Raw genomic sequence first — 18,931 nt, forward strand, 5'->3', positions numbered from 1 at the left:
GTGAATGCGACCGACCGCACCCCTGCCGACCTGCTGCGTTCCGCGCTCGCCACGGATCCCGCGCGACCGCTGGTGACCTTCTACGACGACGCGACCGGTGAACGCGTCGAACTGTCCGTGGCGACCTTCGCCAATTGGGTGGCCAAGACCGCCAACCTCCTCCAGGACGGGATGTCCGCCGAGCCGGGCGACCGCGTGGCGCTGCTGCTGCCCGCGCACTGGCAGACGGCCGTGTGGCTGCTGGCCTGCTCCTCGGTGGGCGTGGTCGCCGATCTCGGGGGCGATCCGGCGCGGGCCGACCATGTCGTGGCCGGGCCGGGCCGGTTCGAGGAGGGGCTCGCGTGCGGCGGGGAGCGGTACGCGCTGTCGCTGGCGCCGCTGGGGCGCCGCTTCGTGCCCGGGCCGCCCCAGGGGTACGCCGACTACGCCGTGGAGGTGCCGAGCCACGGCGACCGGTTCGTGGCGTACGCGCCGGTGGACCCCGAGGAGCCCGCGCTGGTGGTGGCCGGGGCGGAGCTGACCGGGGCCGAGGTGGTGGAGCGGGCCCGGGCCGAGGCCGGGGCGCTGGGGCTGACCGGTCCGGGGTCGCGGCTGCTGTCCGGGCTGGCGTACGACACATGGGAGGGGCTCAGCGCGGGGCTGTACGCGCCGCTGGCCTCGGGGGGCTCCGTGGTGCTGTGCCGGCACCTGGAGGAGGCGTCGCAGGAGACCGTCGCCCGGCGGATCGAGAGCGAGCGGGTGACGGCCACCTCCCGCTGAGACACCCTCCGGCCGGGGACACCGCGCACCGAGGCGGGCCGGGATCCCGGGAAGGACCGGGATCCCGGGAAGGACCGGGGCGGGGCGCCGCCGCGCGGCCCCGGCCCGTGAAGCGGGACCGGCCCGTGAAGCGGGACCGGCCCGTGAAGCGGGACCGGCCCGTGAAGCGGGACCGGCCCGTGAAGCGGGACCGGCGCCCCCGGCACGCGGGGCGGGTCGCCCGTTCGGAGCAGTCCCACCCTCCACCGCCCGGGCTTCCACGGCATCGTCGTAACCGCAGGACGACACGCCCGTACGCCGTGAGAGGTGGACTCAGACGTGAGCGACACCGCAGGCACACGCTCCCGACGTCCGGGTGACGGACCGGCGGTCGGGCAGGGCGTGGTGGGGGCCGGGGCGTCGGCGTCGGGCAGGGGGCTCATACGCAGGCGCCGGAGACGGTGGCTGCGCGGTACGGCCCTCGGCGCGTCCCTGGTGGTGCTGGCCGCCGTGGGGGCCGGGTGGGCCGTGTACGCCAAGCTGGACGGGAACATCACGCCCGACGAGGCCGCCGCGGCGGAGCTCGCCCGTTACGAGAAGGAGCGCCCGACCGCGCTGGTGAAGGGCGCGCAGAACCTGCTGCTGATCGGGTCGGACTCACGGGCGGGGCAGGGGAACCGCAAGTACGGGCGCGACTCGGGCACCGAGCGGTCGGACACCACGATCCTGCTGCATCTGTCGTCGGGCCGGCACAGCGCCACCGCCGTGTCCCTGCCGAGGGACCTGATGGTGGACGTGCCCTCCTGCCGGCGGCCGGACGGCACCCGCACCGAGCCGATGTTCGCGATGTTCAACTACGCCTTCGAGACCGGTGGCTCGGCGTGCACGATCCGGACGGTCGAGAAACTGACGGGAATCCGGATCGACCACCACATCGTGGTGGACTTCAGCGGCTTCAAGAAGATGGTCGACGCGGTGGACGGCGTCCGGATCTGTATCGACGAGCCCATCCGCGACAAGGCGGCGAAACTGCGGCTGCCGGCCGGGCGCGTCCTGCTGAACGGGGAACAGGCCCTCGGCTACGTCCGCGCCCGCAAGTCCCTCGGCAACGGCAGCGACACCGACCGCATGGACCGCCAGCAGCGCTTTCTCGGCGCACTCGTCAACAAGGTGCGCAGCAATGACGTCCTGCTGAACCCGGTGAAGCTCTACCCGGTGCTGGACGCGGCCACCTCCTCCCTCACCACCGACCCCTCCCTGGCCAGTTTGCGAGGTTTGTACGAACTTGTGCGCGGGGTACGCCACATCCCCGCCGAGCAGGTGCAGTTCCTGACGGTGCCGCGGGAGTCGTACGTCTACAACGTCAACCGCGACCAGCTCGTGGAGCCGGACGCGGAGAGGCTGTTCGCCCGTCTGCGCTCGGACACACCGATCACCGTCGCCGAGGAGGCTCCGCCGGATTCCGCCGCGAAGAACGGCACGGATTCGGAGTCGAACGGTCACACTCGGTACGGGAAAAGCACCCCCGTTCCGGCACCCACGTTCCGGGGAAACACCGCCGCCGAGGACGACTGCGGGTAAAGCCATCCCCAAGCCGGTGACCCCTCACGAACGCACGTTCAAAGAAATGGGCGGTATTGCCCGGTTGTAGGGACGTGGAATTTGTCACCGTCGTCGCTCCACCCTGAACTGGGCGGATAGTGTGAGCGCTTCCGGTGCCCCCGGGTCGAGAGGTCCTACCGGTCCTCCTCCCGGGGTCGCGCACTGTTTGTACGAGAGCCGAGCGTCTTTGAGGGGGAAGGCGCCGCGTGGCCCCGACGGAGGATTCGGACAACCGTGGACGCGCAAGGCCGTAGGCGGGCGGACAACATCGATCCCGCAGACCAGTGGGTGCTCAATCCGGACACCGGCGAATACGAACTGCGACTGAACAATTCCGCACCGCAGTCGACCGTACCGGGACCGCGCAGAGCGGCCCGCCGCGCCGAGGGCGCGGCCCGTTCCCGCACCGACGCGCCGGGCCGTGACGCGCCCGAGGCGCCCGGCCGTGACGTGCCGGCGCCGCGCCGGCGCCGCGCGGTGCCCGAGGAGCCCGCTCCCGGGCGGCGCGGGCGGCGGCCGGCGAAGAAGACGGGCAAGGGCAAGAAGGTCCTCAAGTGGACCGGCGGCGGCATGGCGCTGGTCCTGGTCGTGGTCGGCGCGGCCGGCTACCTCTATCTCAAGCACCTAGAGGGCAACGTCGACACGACGGACGTCGGTACCGCGGGCGCCAGCCACTTCCGCAAGGACGAGGCGTTCAACATGCTGCTGATCGGCACCGACAAGCGCACCGGCGAGGGCAACGAGGGATACGGCGACAAGGGCAGCTCCGGGCACGCCGACACCACGCTCCTGCTGCACGTGGCCAAGGACCGGTCGAACGCGACCGTGATGAGCATCCCGCGCGACATGATCGTGGACATCCCGGACTGCGAGACCAAGCAGGAGGACGGCTCCTTCGAGACGATCCCGGGCATCCACGACCGTTTCGGCTACAGCCTGGGCGTCAGCGGCCGCGACGCCGGCTGCACCATGCGCACCGTCCAGGAGCTGACCGGCATCAAGCCGGACCACTTCGTGATGGCCGACTTCAACGCCATCAAGACCCTGACCGCGGCCGTGGACGGCGTGGACGTGTGCGTCGAGAAGGCCGTCAACGACCCCGACTCCCACCTCAAGCTGCCCGCCGGCCCCTCCAAGGTCGAGGGCGAGCAGGCGCTGGCGTTCGTCCGCACCCGGCACAGCTGGGGCAACCAGGGCGACCTGGACCGGATCAAGGTGCAGCAGCAGTTCCTGGCCTCGCTGATGCGCAAGATGTCCTCCAGCGACACCCTGACCAGCCCCACGAAGCTGATCAAGCTCGCGGAGGCGGCCACCGACGCCCTCACCGTCGACAAGGCGATCGGCAAGGTGGGGACGCTCAAGGACATCGCGCTGGAGCTGAAGAAGGTCCCACCGAAGAACATCGCCTTCGCCACGGTGCCGGTGAGGGACAACCCCGCCGAGACGGTGAAGGTGACCGTCGTCGTCGACGAGACCAAGGCGCCGCCGATCTTCGACGCCATCAAGAACGACGTCTCCTTCACGGAGGTCAAGCAGAAGCAGCAGAAGGAGAAGGCGGCCGTCGCGGCCCGGCTGAAGGGCACCAAGGCCCCCGCCTCCGAGGTGCGGGTGCAGGTCCTCAACGGCGGGGCGGCCGACGGCAGCGCGCAGAAGACGCTCAACTGGCTCCAGTTGAACGAGAGCATCACCAAGTCGGAGAACGGCGGCAACGCGCCCGCCGAACTCGCCAGGACCACGCTCGAGTACGCACCTGACCAGGCGGCCCAGGCCCGTACGCTCGCTGCGGCCATGGGACTGTCCGGTGCGGCGATGAAGCCGGGCGAGAGCGTGACCAACTCCCAGGGCCTGCCGACGATGACACTGACCCTGGGCAAGGACTTCAAGGGGGCGGGCATCCCGCTGACGGGACCCGCGAAGATCGACGTGGACAAGTCCACGGCAGACAAGGTTCAGTGCGCCGGCTGAGCGTGTGAAGCGACCGAACGGGCCTGTCGCGCGTCCTACAGGACGAGCGGCAGGCCCGTTCGGCGGCGCAGGGGTGGGGAGGACTCGGAAGTGACACAGAACAGCGTGCAGGAGGAAGCAGCCCAGGAGACCAGGCGCGCTCAGCAGCCCCCCGGGGGCGGGGACGACGGCTCACCGGCCGCGGACACCGCGGACACCGCGGACGCCCAGGGTGAGCTGCGGCGCGGCAGACGGCGCGCGCCGCGCAGGCACCGGGTGCTGCGGTGGTCGGCGACCACGCTCGCGGTGCTGATAGTGACCACGGCGGGCGCCGGCTACCTGTACTACCGCCACCTGAACGGCAACATCGAGAAGGGCGAGCGCAGCAGCGGCGACTCCAAGGCGACGAAGACCGCGGCGAACTCCGCCGGCCAGACGCCCCTGAACATCCTGCTCATCGGGTCCGACAGCCGCGCCTCGGACGAGAACGTGGCGCTGGGCGGCAGCAGGGAGAACCGCGGCAATCCTCCGCTGGGCGACGTGCAGATGCTGATCCACCTCTCCGCGGACCGCGAGAGCGCCGCCGTGGTGAGCATTCCGCGGGACACCCGTGTCGACATCCCCAAGTGCCGGGACCCGGAGACCGGTGCCAAGTACGCGGCGGACAACGACATCATCAACGAGTCGCTGGCGCACGGCGGTGCCGGCTGCACCCTGGCCACCTGGCAGAACCTCACCGGCGTCTACATCGACCACTGGATGACGATCGACTTCGCGGGCGTGGTGCAGATGGCCGACGCCGTCGGCGGTGTCGAGGTCTGCGTGAACCAGAACGTCCACGACCGCCCGCTGCCCGGGGTCCCCGGCGGCTCCGGCCTGAAGCTGACGCAGGGCCCGCACAAGATCAAGGGCGAGGACGCGCTGCGGTGGCTGCGGACGCGGCACGCGTTCGGCAGCGACATCCAGCGGGCCAAGGCCCAGCACATGTACATGAGCTCCATGATCCGCGAGCTGCGCGACCAGAACGTCTTCAAGGACACCGGCCGGCTGATGGACCTGGCCGAGGCGGCCACGGACTCCCTGGCGGTCTCCGAGGAGATCGGCACGGTCAAGAAGCTCTACGACCTGGGCATGGAGCTGAAGTCCGTGCCGCCCAACCGCATCACCATGATGACCATGCCCTGGGCGGAGGACCCGGAGAACCGCAACCACGTGGTCCCGGACGGCGCCAACGCCGACAAGGTCTGGGAGATGCTCCGCGACGACGTGCCGTTCGACAAGAACGGCTCGGGCAAGCCGTCCGCCAGGAAGCCCAAGGAGGTGCTCTCCTCCGACCCGGCCGCCCCGGACGGCGAGATCGGCGTGCTGGTGCAGAACGCCACACGCTCCGAGTCGCTCGGCGTGGTCAACGGGCGGGCGAACGAGCTCACCCAGGCGCTCGTCGCGAAGGGCTTCGCCCGCGCCGCGTCCGACACCTCGGGTTCGTACGCCGAGGAGCGGACCGTCGTGCGCTACCCCAGTGCCGAACTGGAGGGCGACGCCCAGCGGGTCGCCAAGTCCCTCGGGATCCCGCTGAGTTCGGTGAAGAAGTCGGCCGAGGTCTCCGGCGTCACCCTCGTGGTGGGCGGCGACTGGCGCACCGGTACGGCGTATCCGAAGCAGACGCCGCCGAAGGCGGGCGATCTGCCGGAGAACTCCGACGCCCTCAACGGCGCGGACAGCAGCAAGTGCATGGACGTGTACAAGCCGTACCGCTTCTAGCGCCGCCATGCCTCCGTCCTCCGTGGGAGCGGCGCAGATCACAGCACCGCCGGTTGCCTGCCCGCTCCCCTCTCGGCATGATCATCTTTCTTGACCCGAGAAATGACGGAGGTTCAATCGTGCTCAACCGCAAGCGAATTGGCTCGGCGGCGGCCGTCCTCGGCCTGACCGCGGCCGGGACGCTCGCCGCCACCGGCACCGCGGCGGCGGCGAGCTACAACGGCGCCTGTGGCTCCGGCTACGCCGTGATCGACTCCAAGGACGTCGGTGAGGGCAACGCCTTCCTCACCTACAACAGCTCCAACGGCTACAACTGCGTCGTGACCGTCACGGACACCCCGGGCGTGGCCAGTTACCTGCGCACCAACCTGCGGCTGCACCGCACCGACACGGTGTGGAAGTACAACGAGCAGGACGAGGGCAGCTACAAGTACTACGCGGGCCCGGTCTACCTGTCCGCCAGGAACTCCTGCATCGACTGGGGCGGTGCCGCCGCCTCCAACTACACGCGCATCGACTACGGCGTGCACTGCGGCTGACCGCCGCCGCCGGACACCTCGACCACGAACATCCATCGATCACGGGGGAACACCCGATGCGCATGAACTCCAAGATCACCCGCTGGGTGACCACCGCCGCGACGCTGGCCGGCGTCGCGGTCGTCGCACCGGTCGTCACGGCGACGCCCGCCGCGGCGGGCGCCTACGGATGCGCCGGCAACCAGGTCTACACGAAGTCCGTGTACGCCAACAGAAACGGCTACACCGGCAAGATAGGCACCGTCTACTCCTACTACGACGGCACCTACAACTGTTCGGTGTTCGTGAAGTCCGCCTACGTCGGCACGCCCACCCAGATGAACTTCTCCATCTACAAGGAGAACGACGGCACGTTCGACGACGACACCGGCGCGTTCAGCTCCTACGCGGGCCCGGTGAAGATCAAGGCCCCCGGCTCCTGCGTGAGCGAGATGCTCATCATGGACACTCCCGGTGGCACGCAGATGTTCTTCGGCCAGGCCGCGCCGCCGCACAACTGCGGCTGACCCGCGCGGGCCAGGACGCCCCGGCCGCCGGTCCCGGCGGCCGCCCACCGCAGAAAGCCCGGCCGGGAGATCCCGGCCGGGCTTTCTGCGGTGCTCCGGCTCAGCGCCAGCGGAAGGACGCGTTCTCGTTGTACGTGTTCACCAGCTGCCCCTTGGTCTGGGGAGCGGCGAGGTCGTACGCGCCGGAGTAGTTGGAGTTGAAGTACGACGCGCCGGTCTTGCTCCAGGCGCTGTTGGCGTAGGAGGCGGCGTTGTTCTTGACGTGCTGACCGACTCCGGCGGTCCCCAGACCCCAGTCGGCGAAGTTCAGCGGGTACCCGGTGCCGCCGAAGTTGTCCCAGTTGGCGACGGCGGACGTCGCACCGGCGGCGCCGCCCTTCTGGTACGAGTTGTAGTACACGCAGAACTCGTTGCCGAACCTGCCGCCACAGATGTCCGACATGTCGGCCTGGGCGGGAGCTGCCGTGGCCAGGGACCCGACGACACCCGCGACAAGGACACCGCCGGCCGCCAGCGCTGCACGCATACGCATGATTCTCTCCAGTGGTCAGTGATCGAGAGGGACTTCTCCGCGGGACGGCCCGGTCGGGGCCGTGCGCGTGCTAGCGCCAGCGGAAGGACGCGTTGTTGTTGTACGTGTTCACGAGGTTGCCCTTGTCACGGGGCGGGGCCACGTCGTAGGCGCCGGCGTAGTTGGAGTTGAAGTAGGACACGCCGGTCTTGCTGTCGTGGCTGTTGGCGTAGGACGCGGCGTTGTTCTTCACGACCTGGCCGACACCGGCCGTGCCCTCGCCGCCGTCGGTGAAGCGCCAGGGCAGGTCGCCGCCCCAGTTGGCGACGTCGTGGTAGGTGGCCGTCCAGCCGCCCTTCTGGCCGGAGTTGTACCAGAGGCAGTAGTCGGAGTCGACGACGCCGCCGCACAGGCTGTCCGGGATGGAGTCGGCCTGGGCGGGGGCGGCGGTGGCCAGCACGCCGAGGGTGCCGACGGCGGCCAGGGCGGCCGCGAGGGCCGAGCTGCGCATACGCATGAGAGGTCCATGCCTTTCAGTCCGGGATGTGGAGGAGAGAACAACCGCGGGGGCGCGGCGGGCGGGAGCCTGCCTCACGAGGACTCGCCCAGCTCGGCGGCGGCCCGCTTGAGCTGGTCGGTCTTGTGCTGCTTGACCTCGGCGAGGCCCTCGGCGTCCTGCTCGATGCGCTCCTGCTGCCACGCGGACTCGACGTCGAACCAGGTCCGCACGAGTCCGGTCTTCTTCTTGCATCCGACGTCCGCTCGGGCCGTCGAAATCTCGGTGCCGCTCGCCTTCGGTACGGCGAAGGCGGGGTCGTCGATGGCGTCCATCGGCGAGCTGTAGCGGTAGCCCTGCTTCGCCATGCACGCCGACCAGTCACGGAAGGCGGCGAGCACCTTCGGGTCCTTCTGGCTGCGTGCGTAGCTCTCCATGTTCAGGTCCCGGGCCTTCTGGTCCGGCCCGAACTCGGCCTCGGCGCCCGCCAGTCTGCGCTTGGCCTCGCCGATGCACCCTCCGTCGGGGTCGAGCGTGCCGTCCGCCATGGGCCTGCCGGCGAGGGCCACGCGCCCGGCCGGGCTCAGCGACTTCGCCGCGCTCTCCTGCTCGGTCTCGGGCGTCGGGAAGTGGTAGCCGTAGACCTCCGCGGTGTGCGAGTTGGCGATGCCGTAGCGGCGGTCCATCACCCCGATGTCCGGCGAACCGCTCTCCTGCTCCGGGCGGTAGTCGAAGCCCGCGCGGTCCATGCAGCGCTGGGTCAGGCTGCTCATCGCCCGGGTCAGCTGGGTCATCTCGGTCTCGGAGAAGATGTAGCCCTCGACCGGCAGGGCCAGGTCTGCGGTGAGGCTGGAGGACCGGGGCGCGACCGAGCTGTCGGGCTGCTCGGGCGCGGCCGTGCCGTCACCGTCGTCGGAGCAGCCCGCGAGCAGCAGGGTGGCGGCGAGCATCAGGAGCGCTGTCGTCTTTCGCACGTCTCTTCCCTCGGAAACCGTCGAGAACCATGAGGTGGGGATCAGCGCCGCAGCGCCTCGGCGGGCTGGATGCGGCTGGCCCGCCACGCGGGGTACAGGCCCGCGACCAGTCCGGTGGCCAGGCCGACCGCCGGGGCGGCGACGACGGTCGCCGGGTGGATCACCGGGGTCCAGTCGCGGACGACCGCCAGCGCGACCACGGTGACGGCGCCGAGGCTGGTGCCGATCAGCCCGCCGAGCGCACCCAGCGCACCGGACTCGGCGAGGAACTGGGCGGTGATGTGCCGGCCGCGCGCACCCAGCGCCCGGCGCAGTCCGATCTCGCCGGTGCGTTCCAGCACGGCGACCAGCGTCGTGTTGGCGATGCCGACCGCGCCGATCACCAGGCAGATCCCGGCCAGCAGCATGAACAGCTCGTCGAGGTCGGAGGTGACGTTGCCGCGCAGGCTCCTGGGGTCCGGCGGCGGCACCGCCCGGAAGTACTCGGGGTGGGCGGGGTCGAGCGCCAGCGCCGCCTCGGAGGCGATCTGCCGGGCCGCGCCCAGGTCGGTGGAGATGAGCATCTTGGCCCGGTCACCGCTCTCCGGGCCGCCCCAGATCCGCTCGGCGGCGGTGCGCGGCACCACCACCGACAGCAGCAGGTCCGCCTTGCGCTCGACGTCGTCGACGATGCCGATGACCGTGAAGGCGTGGTCGCCCACGAACACCGCGGGCGCGGTCTCCAGCGTGGTGATCCCGAGCCGGCCGGCCAGTCCCGAGCCGATCACGGCCACGTTCTCGCCGCGCCGGTCGTGATACGTGTCGAAGGTACGTCCCTGCTCCAGCCGCGGTCCCGCCGCGCCGAGGACGCCGGGGGACGCCGCGACCACCTGGGTGCGCTCGCCCTGCGCCCCGGCCCCGGGCGGCGCCGCGGAGACCAGTTCCTCGGGGCCGAGCCTGACGGGCCAGTACACGCCCGCGTCCCGGACGCCGTTGAGCGCGCCGATCCTGCGGTCCGCGTCCGCCGGGAAGGCGTTGGCCAGCAGGTCGGGCTGCTCACCGCCGGTGTCCTCGACGGTCACCTCGGTGGCGGTGAGCGCGTTGAAGCGGGAGTCGATCTGCGAGGACGTGGTGGCGGTCAGGCCGAGCACCGCGACGAAGGTGCCGACGCCGAGCACGGTGCCGAGCGCGGTGAGGGCCGAGCGCGCCGGACGCTGGAGGATCCCGGCGGCCGACTCAGACAGCAGATCCCGTGCGCCGAGCCGGGAGCGGTCGCCCCGGGCGGTGCCGCCGCGGCGGCGGAGCGGCGCGGGGCCGCGGCCGCCGGGGGGCGACGTCCGGCTGCGGCGGCCGAGGAGCGCCGCGGGGATGCGTCCCTTCACGCGGCCGTCACCGCCTGCTCGGCGAGCACGCCGTCGCGGATGGCGACGGTGCGCCGGCCGCGCGCGGCGACACCGGGGTCGTGCGTGATGACGACGAGGGTCATGCCGTCGGCGTGCAGCTCGTCCAGGAGGCTCAGGATCGACTCGGCGGTGGCGGTGTCGAGGTTGCCGGTCGGTTCGTCGCACAGCAGCAGCGAGGGACGGGCGACCAGGGCGCGGGCGATGGCGACGCGCTGGCGTTCGCCACCCGACAGCCGGGTGGGCAGCGCGTCGGTGCGGTGGCCGAGGCCGACCCGGTGCAGGGCCTCACGGGCCCGTTCGGCGCGCTCGCGGCGGGTGGCGGGGTCGTAGAGCATGGCGAGGGTGACGTTCTCCACGGCCGAGCGGTGCGGCAGCAGATGGAAGCTCTGGAAGACGAAGCCGATCCGCCGTCCGCGCATGCCGGTGCGGCCCGCGTCGGAGAGCCGTGCCGTGTCGACGCCGTCGAGGAGGTAGCTGCCTTGCGTGGGCGCGTCCAGCAGGCCCGCGAGGTTCAGGAAGGTCGACTTGCCGGAGCCGGAGGGGCCCACGACGGTGACGTAGTCGCCCCGCTCGATGGTCAGGTCGCACGGCTTGAGCGCCTCGACGGGCGGCGGCCCGGGATAGGTGAGCGCGACACCGCGGAACTCGACGACGGGGGGCACCGGGGCGGACCCGGGGGCCGCCGTTCCCGCCGCGGGCGCGGAGGCGGGGCGCGGCGCGCGCCCGCGGCGCAGCGCGGTGAGCCCGAGTCGGCTCATCGGGCGACTCCGACGACGACCTTGTCGCCCTCGCCGAGGCGGGCGCCGCGCAGCGGGGTGACCTCGGTGCAGCCGTCGCCGGAGGTGCCGGGGCGGACCTCGACGCGGCGGCGTTCGCCGGAGCGCTCCAGGACGGTGACGGTGGTGCGCGAGTCGGCGCCCGCGGACAGGGCGGACACCGGTACGACGAGCACCTTCCTGCCGGTCGTGGCGGCCTCGATGGTCAGCCGCACGTCCTGCCCGGCGAGCCGGGCGGCGAGCGTGGAGTCGGGCCTGACGACGACGGTGTAGCCCTGGCCCGCGGCGCCCGCCTCCTCGCCCTCGGGGGCGGTGGGGACGTCGGCCACGGAGGCGACCGTGCCGGTGACCTGGTCGCCGTAGACCTCGGAGAGCACCTCGACCTTCTGGCCGGGCCGCACCAGGTCCTTCTCGTGGGCCCCGAGCGTGCCCCGGACCACCAGCCGGCCCGCGGAGACGGTGGCGAGCCGTTCGCCGACCTCGCCGCCGACCTTGGCGTTCATGGTGTCGACCCGGGCCGGGAAGCCGCTGAGGAAGACCACCTCGGAGGCGGGCACCATGGCACCGGAGACCGCCTCGGCCTCGGCCAGATCGGACCTGGCCTCGGCGAGGTCCTCACGGGCGTACCGGATGTCGTCGGCGTCCTGGCCGGAGCCCTTGGCGTCCGCCGTCTTGCCGTCCGCCGTCTTGCCGTCCGCCGTCTTGCCGGCGCCGGAGTCCGCGGAGCTCCCGGAGCCCGCTCGCAGCAGCCCGTCCAGCCGTCGCTCGGCCTCCTTGACCTGGTCACGGGCGCCGCCCACCGGGTCCTCGCCGCCGTCGCCCCCGCCCACGACGACGGGCTCGTAGCCGATGGCGGCGTACAGGTCGGTGACCGCCTGCTTGGTGCCGGCCCCGTAGGTGCCGGCCGGGTCGGATCCGGTGCCGTGGCCCAGGGAGCCGAGGGCCTTCTGGAGCTGGCGTACGTCGTCGCCGTGGGTGCCCGGCTTGAGGTCCCGGTAGACCGGGAGGGTGCCGGGCAGCGCGAAGACGGGGCGCCCGGAGACCTCGGCCAGCACCCGGCCGGCCTTGAAGGTCTGCCCGGAGCGCACCATGACCTTGGTCACGACGGGCGCGGCGGAGCCGTCGGCCGCGGTGGCGACCGGTGCCAGGTCGACGGTCTGGGACGCGGCGACGACCCCGCGGGTGACGACGGTGTCGGCGAGAACACGCCGCTCGACGGGCGCGGTGAGCACGTCCGGGGCGGGCGGCCCGGCGTCGGCGGCGGCCTGGGCCGGCGACTTCACCAGCGTCGAGGTCCACAGCGCGGCACCCGCGAGAACCACAGCACCTGTCGCCAGGGCGGCCACGGCACGCTTGCGCCGCGACAGCCCCGAGCCCGCCCCCGGCTGGGACATGCTTCCCCCATTGAAGTCTGCGTACGGCGAACGGCGCTGGCCGGTGCAGATGGTCAATCCCAGCCATCCGAAGCCGTGTTCGATCCCCCAGGCGATCATCCTTCTTGACTGGCTGTCAAGTTGATAAGGAGTCACCTTCAAGCCAGTAAGATCATTTCCAGCCATACAAGAAATGCACACTTGCCTCAAAGGCATCACTGCATGTCAGGATCCTCGTCGGCCCAAAAGCCGAACAGACCTTCCAGGGGGAAAAACTATGCGTATCGGTGCAAAGATCGCCGGTCTCGTGCTCGCCGCCGGCGCCGTCGCGGTCACGACCACGCCCGCCCAGGCGTACTCGTTCGACAACTACAATGACGGCAAGTGTGTGGCCGAAGAGCTGTGCATGTACTACCACTCCGCCGGCTACTCGTCCTCGTCCCTCATCGACTACTACGACGAGGAGCCGAGCCACCACGACGACCGCTTCCTGTCGTCCGGCCCCGGCCAGGGCCAGGTCGTCGGCAACAACGCCTCGTCGGCGAAGTGCTGGGGCACCCGGTACAACTACGCGATCTTCTTCAACTCCAACTTCAACGGCCAGCGCCACAACCACACCTGCGACGGTGTGCGCCGTGACACCCCGGGCTGGCTGCAGAACAACAACGCCTCCAGCTACGAGCCTTTCTAGGCCCCGCGGAGCAGATACATCGTGCGTACCACCAGGATCGTCCTGGCGCTGAGCTGTGCCGTTCTCGTGCTGAGCGGCTGCTCCTCCTCGGACCAGGGTCCCGGCCGGACCCGGTCCGAGGATGCCCCGCCGGTCGACTTCAAGACACCCCCGGCGGTCTCGGCCACCCCGACCATGCGCAGCTCGGCCTCCTTGGAGCTGCCGCTGGAGGCGTACGCCTGGACGGACTCCGAGGAACGCACCCGGCGCCAGGGCGAGGACCTGCTGGCCGCGGACTGCATGCGCGGCCACGGCTTCGACCTGGCGCCCCGCCCCGCCTACCGGGGCGACAAGGCGCTGCGGGACGCCCGCCGTTACGGCGTCAGCGACCCCGACTCCGCCTCTCGGTTCGGCTACCGCCTCGACCCCGCCGCCCGCGGCCCGAAGCCGCCTGAGGAGAACTACTCCCCCGCGGAGTCCCTGGTCCTGTTCGGCCCCCAGGAGGGGCAGGGCAGCCGCAAGAGCGCCGACGGCAAGGCGATCCCCAAGGGCGGCTGCTGGGGTCAGGCACTGCGCGACCTGGCCTCGGACGGTCCCGAAGTCGACCCGAGCGACGAGGAGTTCGCCGACCAGCTGGCGGTCTTCACGTACCAGGCGTCGCAGAAGGACCCGCGGGTGAAGAAGGTGTTCGCCGCCTGGTCGGCCTGTATGAAGGAGAAGGGCTACGACTACCGCGGCCCCATGGAGGCCGGGGACGACACCTCCTTCCAGAACTCCGACACGGTCTCCCGGCGCGAGATCCAGGTGGCCGAGGCCGACGTCGCGTGCAAGCGCGAGCACAACCTCATCGGCGTCTGGTACGCGGTCGAGGTCGCCTATCAGGAGCGCGCCGTCGAGCAGAACCAGCAGCAGCTGGACACGCTCAAGCAGCGCAAGGAAGCCATCCTGAAGGCCGCCGCCCGGGCCGGAGCCACTCCGTGAGGCTGCCGCGCGCGGTTTCGTCCCTGCTGGTCGCAGCCGCCTTGACGGCCTGTTCGTCCGGCGGCCCGGAGCCCGCCGGGAAGCCCCGGACGTCACCCGGGACGGCCGGTGCCCCGGCACCCCGCATCACCTTGCCGCTCGATCCGTACCAGGTCTCCGACGAGGACTTCTCCACCGTGTCGCGCGCCCTGGGCGTCCTGACCGACCGCTGCATGCGCAAGCAGGGCTTCCGGTACGACGAACAGGCACCCGAGGGGGTCGCCACCACGGACCTCGGACACGAGCGCCGCTACGGCATCACGGTGCCGGAGAAGGCCCGCGCGTACGGCTACCACCTGGACGGCGCACCGGTCCGGCAGGTGACGGAGCCACCGCGTCCGAAGGGCTACCAGCGTGCCCTGATGGGCACCGGCAAGCCCGTCGGCGACACGGGGCGGTTCGACGACGGCTGCGCGGGCCGGGCCCACCAGGACCTGGAGGCGGGCATCGACATGGACGCCGTGGACCTCCCCCAGTGGTACAAGCGGGACTCCTTCCAGCGGTCCCTGAAGGACCCGCGGGTGACACGGGCGTTCGCCGCCTGGTCCGGCTGCATGGCCGAGTCCGGGCACCGCTACCGCACCCCGCTCGACCCGCTCGCCGACCGCAGGGTCCTGGGCGAGAAGGTGACGGCCCACGAGCGCACGGTGGCCGTCGCGGACATCGCGTGCAAGCAGCGGACCGGCCTGGTGGACACCTGGCGGGACGCGGAGGCCGCGCTGCAGCGGAGCCTCATCGGCCGGCACCGCGCCGAGCTGGACTCGGCGCGCGCGGAAGCGGCCCGGCTCATCACCCGGGCCGACCGAATCGTCGGCGCCGACGGGAACTGACCCGCGGCACCGATCCACGGGCTGTCGCTCGACGGCCCGGTCGTGAAACGAGGGGACACACATGAACCGCTGGGCCACGCTCGCCGCCGCCGGCGCCGCCGCCCTGACCTCGGTGCTCGCCTACTCGGGCACCGCGCAGGCCGCCGACGGCACCTGTGAGATCCAGGAAGCCTGTTACTACTTCAACTCCAACACCTCGGGGTCGATGATCGACTACGAGGGCGACCAGTGGACCCACCACGACGACTACTTCATCTCGGGCGGCAACGGCCAGGGCCAGGTCGTCGGCAACAACGCGGCGTCGCTGTTCTGCAACATGGGCCCGCTGTTCACCTGCGAGACGTGGTTCAACTCCGGCTACGGCGGCGACTCGTTCAAGACGCTGGGCACCAAGCGCGTCAACCTGCCGACGTGGCTGAAGAACAACAACGCCTCCAGCAAGAAGTACTACTCGGGCGGCTGCAGCGGCCCCGGCTGCTGAGTCCGTGTGATCAGTGCGAGCCGGCGTTCGCCCGCACGGCCGGGCGCCGGCTCGCGATCACCTTTCTGGCCAGCGACTTCGGGCTGGTCAGGAAGCCCCAGCCCCACGACATGTGCATGGTCGCCAGCGCCACCGGGATCTGGAGCCGCGCCTTCAGCGGCAGCCCCCTGCCGGCCGGGACCGAGCCCGCGGTGATCGCCGCGAGATAACCGCCGGGGATCACGAGGCCCCACGGGGTGAGGGCCGCGCCGGCCACGAGGCCGGCCGCTATCGCGCACACCGCCGCCGGCGGGGCGAGGTAGCGCAGATTGATGGAGCCGGCGTGGTAGCGGGCCACCACATGCCGCCAGCGGCCGTAGTCCTTGTACTGCTTGGCCAGCGCCTTCACGCTCGGGCGCGGACGGTAGGACACCCGCAGCTCGGGCGAGAACCAGATCAGGCCGCCCGCCTCACGGATGCGGAAGTTCAGCTCCCAGTCCTGGGCACGGACGAACTCCTCGTTGTACCCGCTCTGCCGTTCCAGCGCCTCGCGCCGGAACACACCGAGGTAGACGGTCTCGGCGGGGCCGGCCTCGCCGCCCGTGTGGAAGGCCGCGTTGCCCACGCCGATCTTCGAGGTCATCGCGGCCGCGACCGCGTGCTCCCAGGCGTTCTCGCCCTCGGCGTGCATGATCCCGCCGACGTTCTGCGCGCCGGTCTCCTCCAGGAGCCGTACGGCGGTCGCGATGTAGTTCGGCGAGAGCATGCCGTGCCCGTCGACGCGGACCACGACCGGGTGCCGCGAGGCCCTGATCGCCGCGTTCAGCGCGGCGGGCGTGCGGCCGCTCGGGTTGGGCACCGTGTGCACGCGGGAGTCCTCGCGCACCAGGTCGGCCGCGATCTCGTCCGTGCGGTCCGTGGACGGACCGAGGGCGATCACGACCTCCATCTCGCCCTCGTACTCCTGGGCGAGGATCGCTCGGACGGCGCCGCGCAGATGCCGTTCCTCGTTGAGGACGGGCATGATCACGGACACGGCGGGAAGCTGCACGTCGGGCTTGGCGTTCATCGGTGCTCACGTTACCGCGAACGGGGGACAGCGAGGTGACCGGCCGTGGCGATGCGCCGGACAGCAGATCGTATGGGCCTACGGTGCTCACGCATCCCGCGTTCGGCCTCGCCCGGAGGTGTCCCATGCCCGCTCCGCCCAGGTCCCCCGGCCGGCCGCAGCCCCGTCGGCGGCCGTCCCGCCGCCCCGCCCGGCCCGCTCCCCGGCCCCGACGCCCCCGCTGGGCCGTACGGGCGGTGACCGGTCTGTCGGTGGTGGTGCTCGCCGCCGCCGGCATCGGGCACGCCGTCGTCACCGGCCTCGACGCCGACATCGCCCGCGTCGACCCGTTCAAGGACATGAAGAACCGGCCGCGCGCCGGGCACGGCATGAACATGCTGCTCGTCGGCACGGACGGCCGCGACAGGATCACCAAGGCGGAGCGGCGCAGGTACCGGCTCGGCGGCGCCCCCTGCCGCTGCACCGACACGATCATGATCGTGCACATCTCGGAGGACCGGGAGCGGGCCAGCGTGATCAGCCTGCCCCGCGACTCCTACGCCGAGCTGCCCCCGCACACCGACCGCACCACCGGCGACCGGCACCGGGCCCACCCCGTCAAGCTGAACGCGGCCTACGCCGAGGGCGGCCCGCAGCTCACCGTGCGCACGGTCGAGCAGATGACCCGGGTGAAGATCGACCACTATCTGGAGGTCGACTTCACCAGCTTCATGAGGACCGTCGACGTGCTCGGCGGTGTGCGCATCTGCGCCACCGAGGCCCTGAAGGACTCCTACACCGGCCTGGACCTGCCCGCGGGCCCGCACCGGCTCGGTGGCGGCGAGGCCCTCCAGTACGTCCGCGCCCGTCACATCGACGGCGCCGCCGATCTCGGCCGGATGCAGCGCCAGCAGCGCTTCCTGGCCGCGCTGGTGGACCGGGCCACCTCCTCGGGCGTGCTGCTGAACCCGCTGAAGTTCCGCGACGTGACCCGGGCCGTGCTCGGCTCGGTCCGCGCCGACAAGGGCTTCGGCACCGACGAGCTGCTGGACCTGGGGCGTGCCATGCGCAACTTCTCCCCCTCCTCGTCGGAGTTCGCCACCGTCCCCATCGGCCGGATGGGATACGCCGTGAAGGGCATCGGCTCCACGCTGAAGTGGGACCCGGCCAAGTCGGCACGGCTCTTCCGGGCCCTGCGCGACGACCGGCCGCTCGCCGCCCACCGGCCCCGGGTCACCGCCGTACGCGTCCCCGTGGCGCCCCAGCAGATCCGTGTCCAGGTCGAGAACGGCACCACCACCGCGGGCCTGGGCCGCCGTGTCGACAGGGCCCTCGCCGCGACCGGCTTCCGCACCACCCGCCAGCCGGTCAACGCCGCCCGGCCCGCGGCCGAGCGCACGGTCGTCGCGTACGACCCCCGCTGGGACCGTTCCGCACGCTCCCTCGCCGCGGCCCTGCCCGGCAGCGGACTGCGCGCGGTCAAGGGACAGGGGGCGACGCTGAAGGTGATCGTCGGCGCGGACTTCGAGAAGGTCCGCAAGGTCCGCGCGGAGAACGCGCGGCAGGGAGAGTTCGGGGTGGTCCGGGGCGACGAGGTGGGCTGCCCGTAGCGGCCCGGCGCGGGAACCCGCCCGGGGTCAGTCCTCGTAGCCCTCGGCCGCGCGCTTCTCGCGCAGTTCCCTGATCGCGCGCCGGCGGGCGAGCCGGTGCGTACGGCGGATCTGGGCCTCCTGGTAGCGGCGGTTGTCCCGCTCGGTCTCGGGGACGACCGGCGGCACCGAGCGCGGCTTGCCGTCGGCGTCGACCGCGGCGAAGACGAGGTACGCGGAGCCGACCTGGGTCGCGGGCGTGGACTCGTTCCAGCGCTCGGCCAGGACCCGCACGCCGACCTCCATGGACGTCCGGCCGGTCCAGTTGACCTGGGCCTTCACATGGACGAGGTCGCCCACGCGGACCGGCTCCAGGAAGACCATCTCGTCCATGGAGGCGGTGACGGCGGGGCCGCCGCTGTGCCGTCCGGCCACCGCGCCCGCCGCGTCGTCGACCAGCTTCATGATCACGCCACCGTGCACCGTGCCCAGGAGGTTGGTGTCGTTGTGGGTCATGATGTGGCTGAGCGTGGTCCGGGACGCCGAGGTCGGCTTGCCCGGTATGTCCGCGTTGTCCATGTCAGCGGTAACGGCCTGGTCTGTCATGCCCTCCACCTTATGCCGAACCGGCAGGCGGGGAATTTGTGTCAGATTGGCAACAGCACCGCCCCTGTTCCCCACGCTCTCTTGTAAAGCACACGGTCGGGACCGG

Annotated in this window: 19 protein-coding genes; 11 read left to right on the top strand and 8 right to left on the bottom strand. The window is 71.5% G+C overall.

The features are described 5' to 3' along the window. The 6 genes from ACIQGV_RS26505 to ACIQGV_RS26530 all read left to right on the top strand — a co-directional run bounded on the left by ACIQGV_RS26505 (position 1) and on the right by ACIQGV_RS26530 (position 7,090). Complete coding sequence (locus ACIQGV_RS26505; RefSeq protein WP_402498292.1) at positions 1 to 759, top strand: TIGR03089 family protein; 759 nt, start codon at positions 1 to 3, stop codon at positions 757 to 759. A 318-nt stretch (positions 760 to 1,077) separates the two neighbouring features. Continuing rightward, positions 1,078 to 2,319: an LCP family protein gene (locus ACIQGV_RS26510; RefSeq protein ID WP_402498294.1), complete on the top strand. Its 1,242-nt coding sequence runs from the start codon at positions 1,078 to 1,080 to the stop codon at positions 2,317 to 2,319. A gap of 255 nt (positions 2,320 to 2,574) precedes the next feature. Further along, complete coding sequence (locus tag ACIQGV_RS26515; RefSeq protein ID WP_402498296.1) at positions 2,575 to 4,305, top strand: LCP family protein; 1,731 nt, start codon at positions 2,575 to 2,577, stop codon at positions 4,303 to 4,305. A gap of 90 nt (positions 4,306 to 4,395) precedes the next feature. Continuing rightward, positions 4,396 to 6,045, top strand: coding sequence for an LCP family protein (locus ACIQGV_RS26520; RefSeq protein WP_402498299.1), 1,650 nt, complete (start codon positions 4,396 to 4,398; stop codon positions 6,043 to 6,045). Between the two features lie 77 nt (positions 6,046 to 6,122). Beyond that, positions 6,123 to 6,584: a spore-associated protein A gene (locus tag ACIQGV_RS26525; protein WP_402498301.1), complete on the top strand. Its 462-nt coding sequence runs from the start codon at positions 6,123 to 6,125 to the stop codon at positions 6,582 to 6,584. 62 nt (positions 6,585 to 6,646) lie between these two features. Next, entirely contained in the window at positions 6,647 to 7,090 is a 444-nt protein-coding gene (locus tag ACIQGV_RS26530) for a hypothetical protein (RefSeq protein ID WP_402498304.1), read from the top strand. Between the two features lie 100 nt (positions 7,091 to 7,190). Here the strand turns inward: ACIQGV_RS26530 and ACIQGV_RS26535 are convergent, their stop codons facing one another. The 6 genes from ACIQGV_RS26535 to ACIQGV_RS26560 form a co-directional block, all read right to left on the bottom strand. Beyond that, complete coding sequence (locus ACIQGV_RS26535; protein ID WP_402498306.1) at positions 7,191 to 7,622, bottom strand: hypothetical protein; 432 nt, start codon at positions 7,620 to 7,622, stop codon at positions 7,191 to 7,193. 70 nt (positions 7,623 to 7,692) lie between these two features. Next, positions 7,693 to 8,118 carry a peptidase M23 gene (locus ACIQGV_RS26540; protein WP_402498308.1) on the bottom strand — a complete coding sequence of 142 codons (426 nt, stop codon included), beginning with the start codon at positions 8,116 to 8,118 and terminating at the stop codon, positions 7,693 to 7,695. A 74-nt stretch (positions 8,119 to 8,192) separates the two neighbouring features. Next, complete coding sequence (locus tag ACIQGV_RS26545; RefSeq protein ID WP_402498311.1) at positions 8,193 to 9,071, bottom strand: hypothetical protein; 879 nt, start codon at positions 9,069 to 9,071, stop codon at positions 8,193 to 8,195. Positions 9,072 to 9,112: 41 nt separating this feature from the next. Next, positions 9,113 to 10,297, bottom strand: a complete 1,185-nt coding sequence (locus ACIQGV_RS26550; protein ID WP_402498702.1) for an ABC transporter permease — start codon at positions 10,295 to 10,297, stop codon at positions 9,113 to 9,115. A 131-nt stretch (positions 10,298 to 10,428) separates the two neighbouring features. After that, entirely contained in the window at positions 10,429 to 11,211 is a 783-nt protein-coding gene (locus ACIQGV_RS26555; protein ID WP_402498313.1) for an ABC transporter ATP-binding protein, read from the bottom strand. Further along, the gene (locus tag ACIQGV_RS26560; protein ID WP_402498316.1) at positions 11,208 to 12,623 is read right to left on the bottom strand and encodes a peptidoglycan-binding protein; all 1,416 of its coding nucleotides are present in this window, start codon (positions 12,621 to 12,623) and stop codon (positions 11,208 to 11,210) included. The genes ACIQGV_RS26555 and ACIQGV_RS26560 overlap by 4 nt, the downstream gene beginning before the upstream one ends. A 256-nt stretch (positions 12,624 to 12,879) precedes the next feature. Here ACIQGV_RS26560 and ACIQGV_RS26565 point away from each other — a divergent pair, with 256 nt between their 5' ends. The 4 genes from ACIQGV_RS26565 (at position 12,880) to ACIQGV_RS26580 (ending at position 15,603) form a co-directional block, all read left to right on the top strand. After that, positions 12,880 to 13,293 (top strand): hypothetical protein, encoded by a 414-nt coding sequence (locus ACIQGV_RS26565; protein ID WP_402498318.1) that lies wholly within the window; start codon positions 12,880 to 12,882, stop codon positions 13,291 to 13,293. Positions 13,294 to 13,314: 21 nt separating this feature from the next. Then, complete coding sequence (locus tag ACIQGV_RS26570) at positions 13,315 to 14,253, top strand: hypothetical protein (protein ID WP_402498321.1); 939 nt, start codon at positions 13,315 to 13,317, stop codon at positions 14,251 to 14,253. A gap of 131 nt (positions 14,254 to 14,384) precedes the next feature. After that, the gene (locus ACIQGV_RS26575) at positions 14,385 to 15,122 is read left to right on the top strand and encodes a hypothetical protein (protein WP_402498323.1); all 738 of its coding nucleotides are present in this window, start codon (positions 14,385 to 14,387) and stop codon (positions 15,120 to 15,122) included. A 61-nt stretch (positions 15,123 to 15,183) separates the two neighbouring features. Then, entirely contained in the window at positions 15,184 to 15,603 is a 420-nt protein-coding gene (locus ACIQGV_RS26580; protein ID WP_402498325.1) for a hypothetical protein, read from the top strand. A gap of 10 nt (positions 15,604 to 15,613) precedes the next feature. Here ACIQGV_RS26580 and ACIQGV_RS26585 read toward each other — a convergent pair whose 3' ends face one another. After that, the gene (locus tag ACIQGV_RS26585; protein WP_402498326.1) at positions 15,614 to 16,651 is read right to left on the bottom strand and encodes a glycosyltransferase family 2 protein; all 1,038 of its coding nucleotides are present in this window, start codon (positions 16,649 to 16,651) and stop codon (positions 15,614 to 15,616) included. A gap of 125 nt (positions 16,652 to 16,776) precedes the next feature. On the opposite strand from ACIQGV_RS26585, the gene ACIQGV_RS26590 reads away from it, so the two are divergent. After that, complete coding sequence (locus tag ACIQGV_RS26590; RefSeq protein ID WP_402498328.1) at positions 16,777 to 18,240, top strand: LCP family protein; 1,464 nt, start codon at positions 16,777 to 16,779, stop codon at positions 18,238 to 18,240. Positions 18,241 to 18,267: 27 nt separating this feature from the next. Here ACIQGV_RS26590 and ACIQGV_RS26595 read toward each other — a convergent pair whose 3' ends face one another. Beyond that, positions 18,268 to 18,825 (bottom strand): acyl-CoA thioesterase, encoded by a 558-nt coding sequence (locus ACIQGV_RS26595; RefSeq protein WP_402498330.1) that lies wholly within the window; start codon positions 18,823 to 18,825, stop codon positions 18,268 to 18,270. Positions 18,826 to 18,931: the final 106 nt, after the last annotated feature.

This window comes from Streptomyces sp. NPDC093094, assembly GCF_044754345.1.
Lineage (GTDB): Bacteria > Actinomycetota > Actinomycetes > Streptomycetales > Streptomycetaceae > Streptomyces.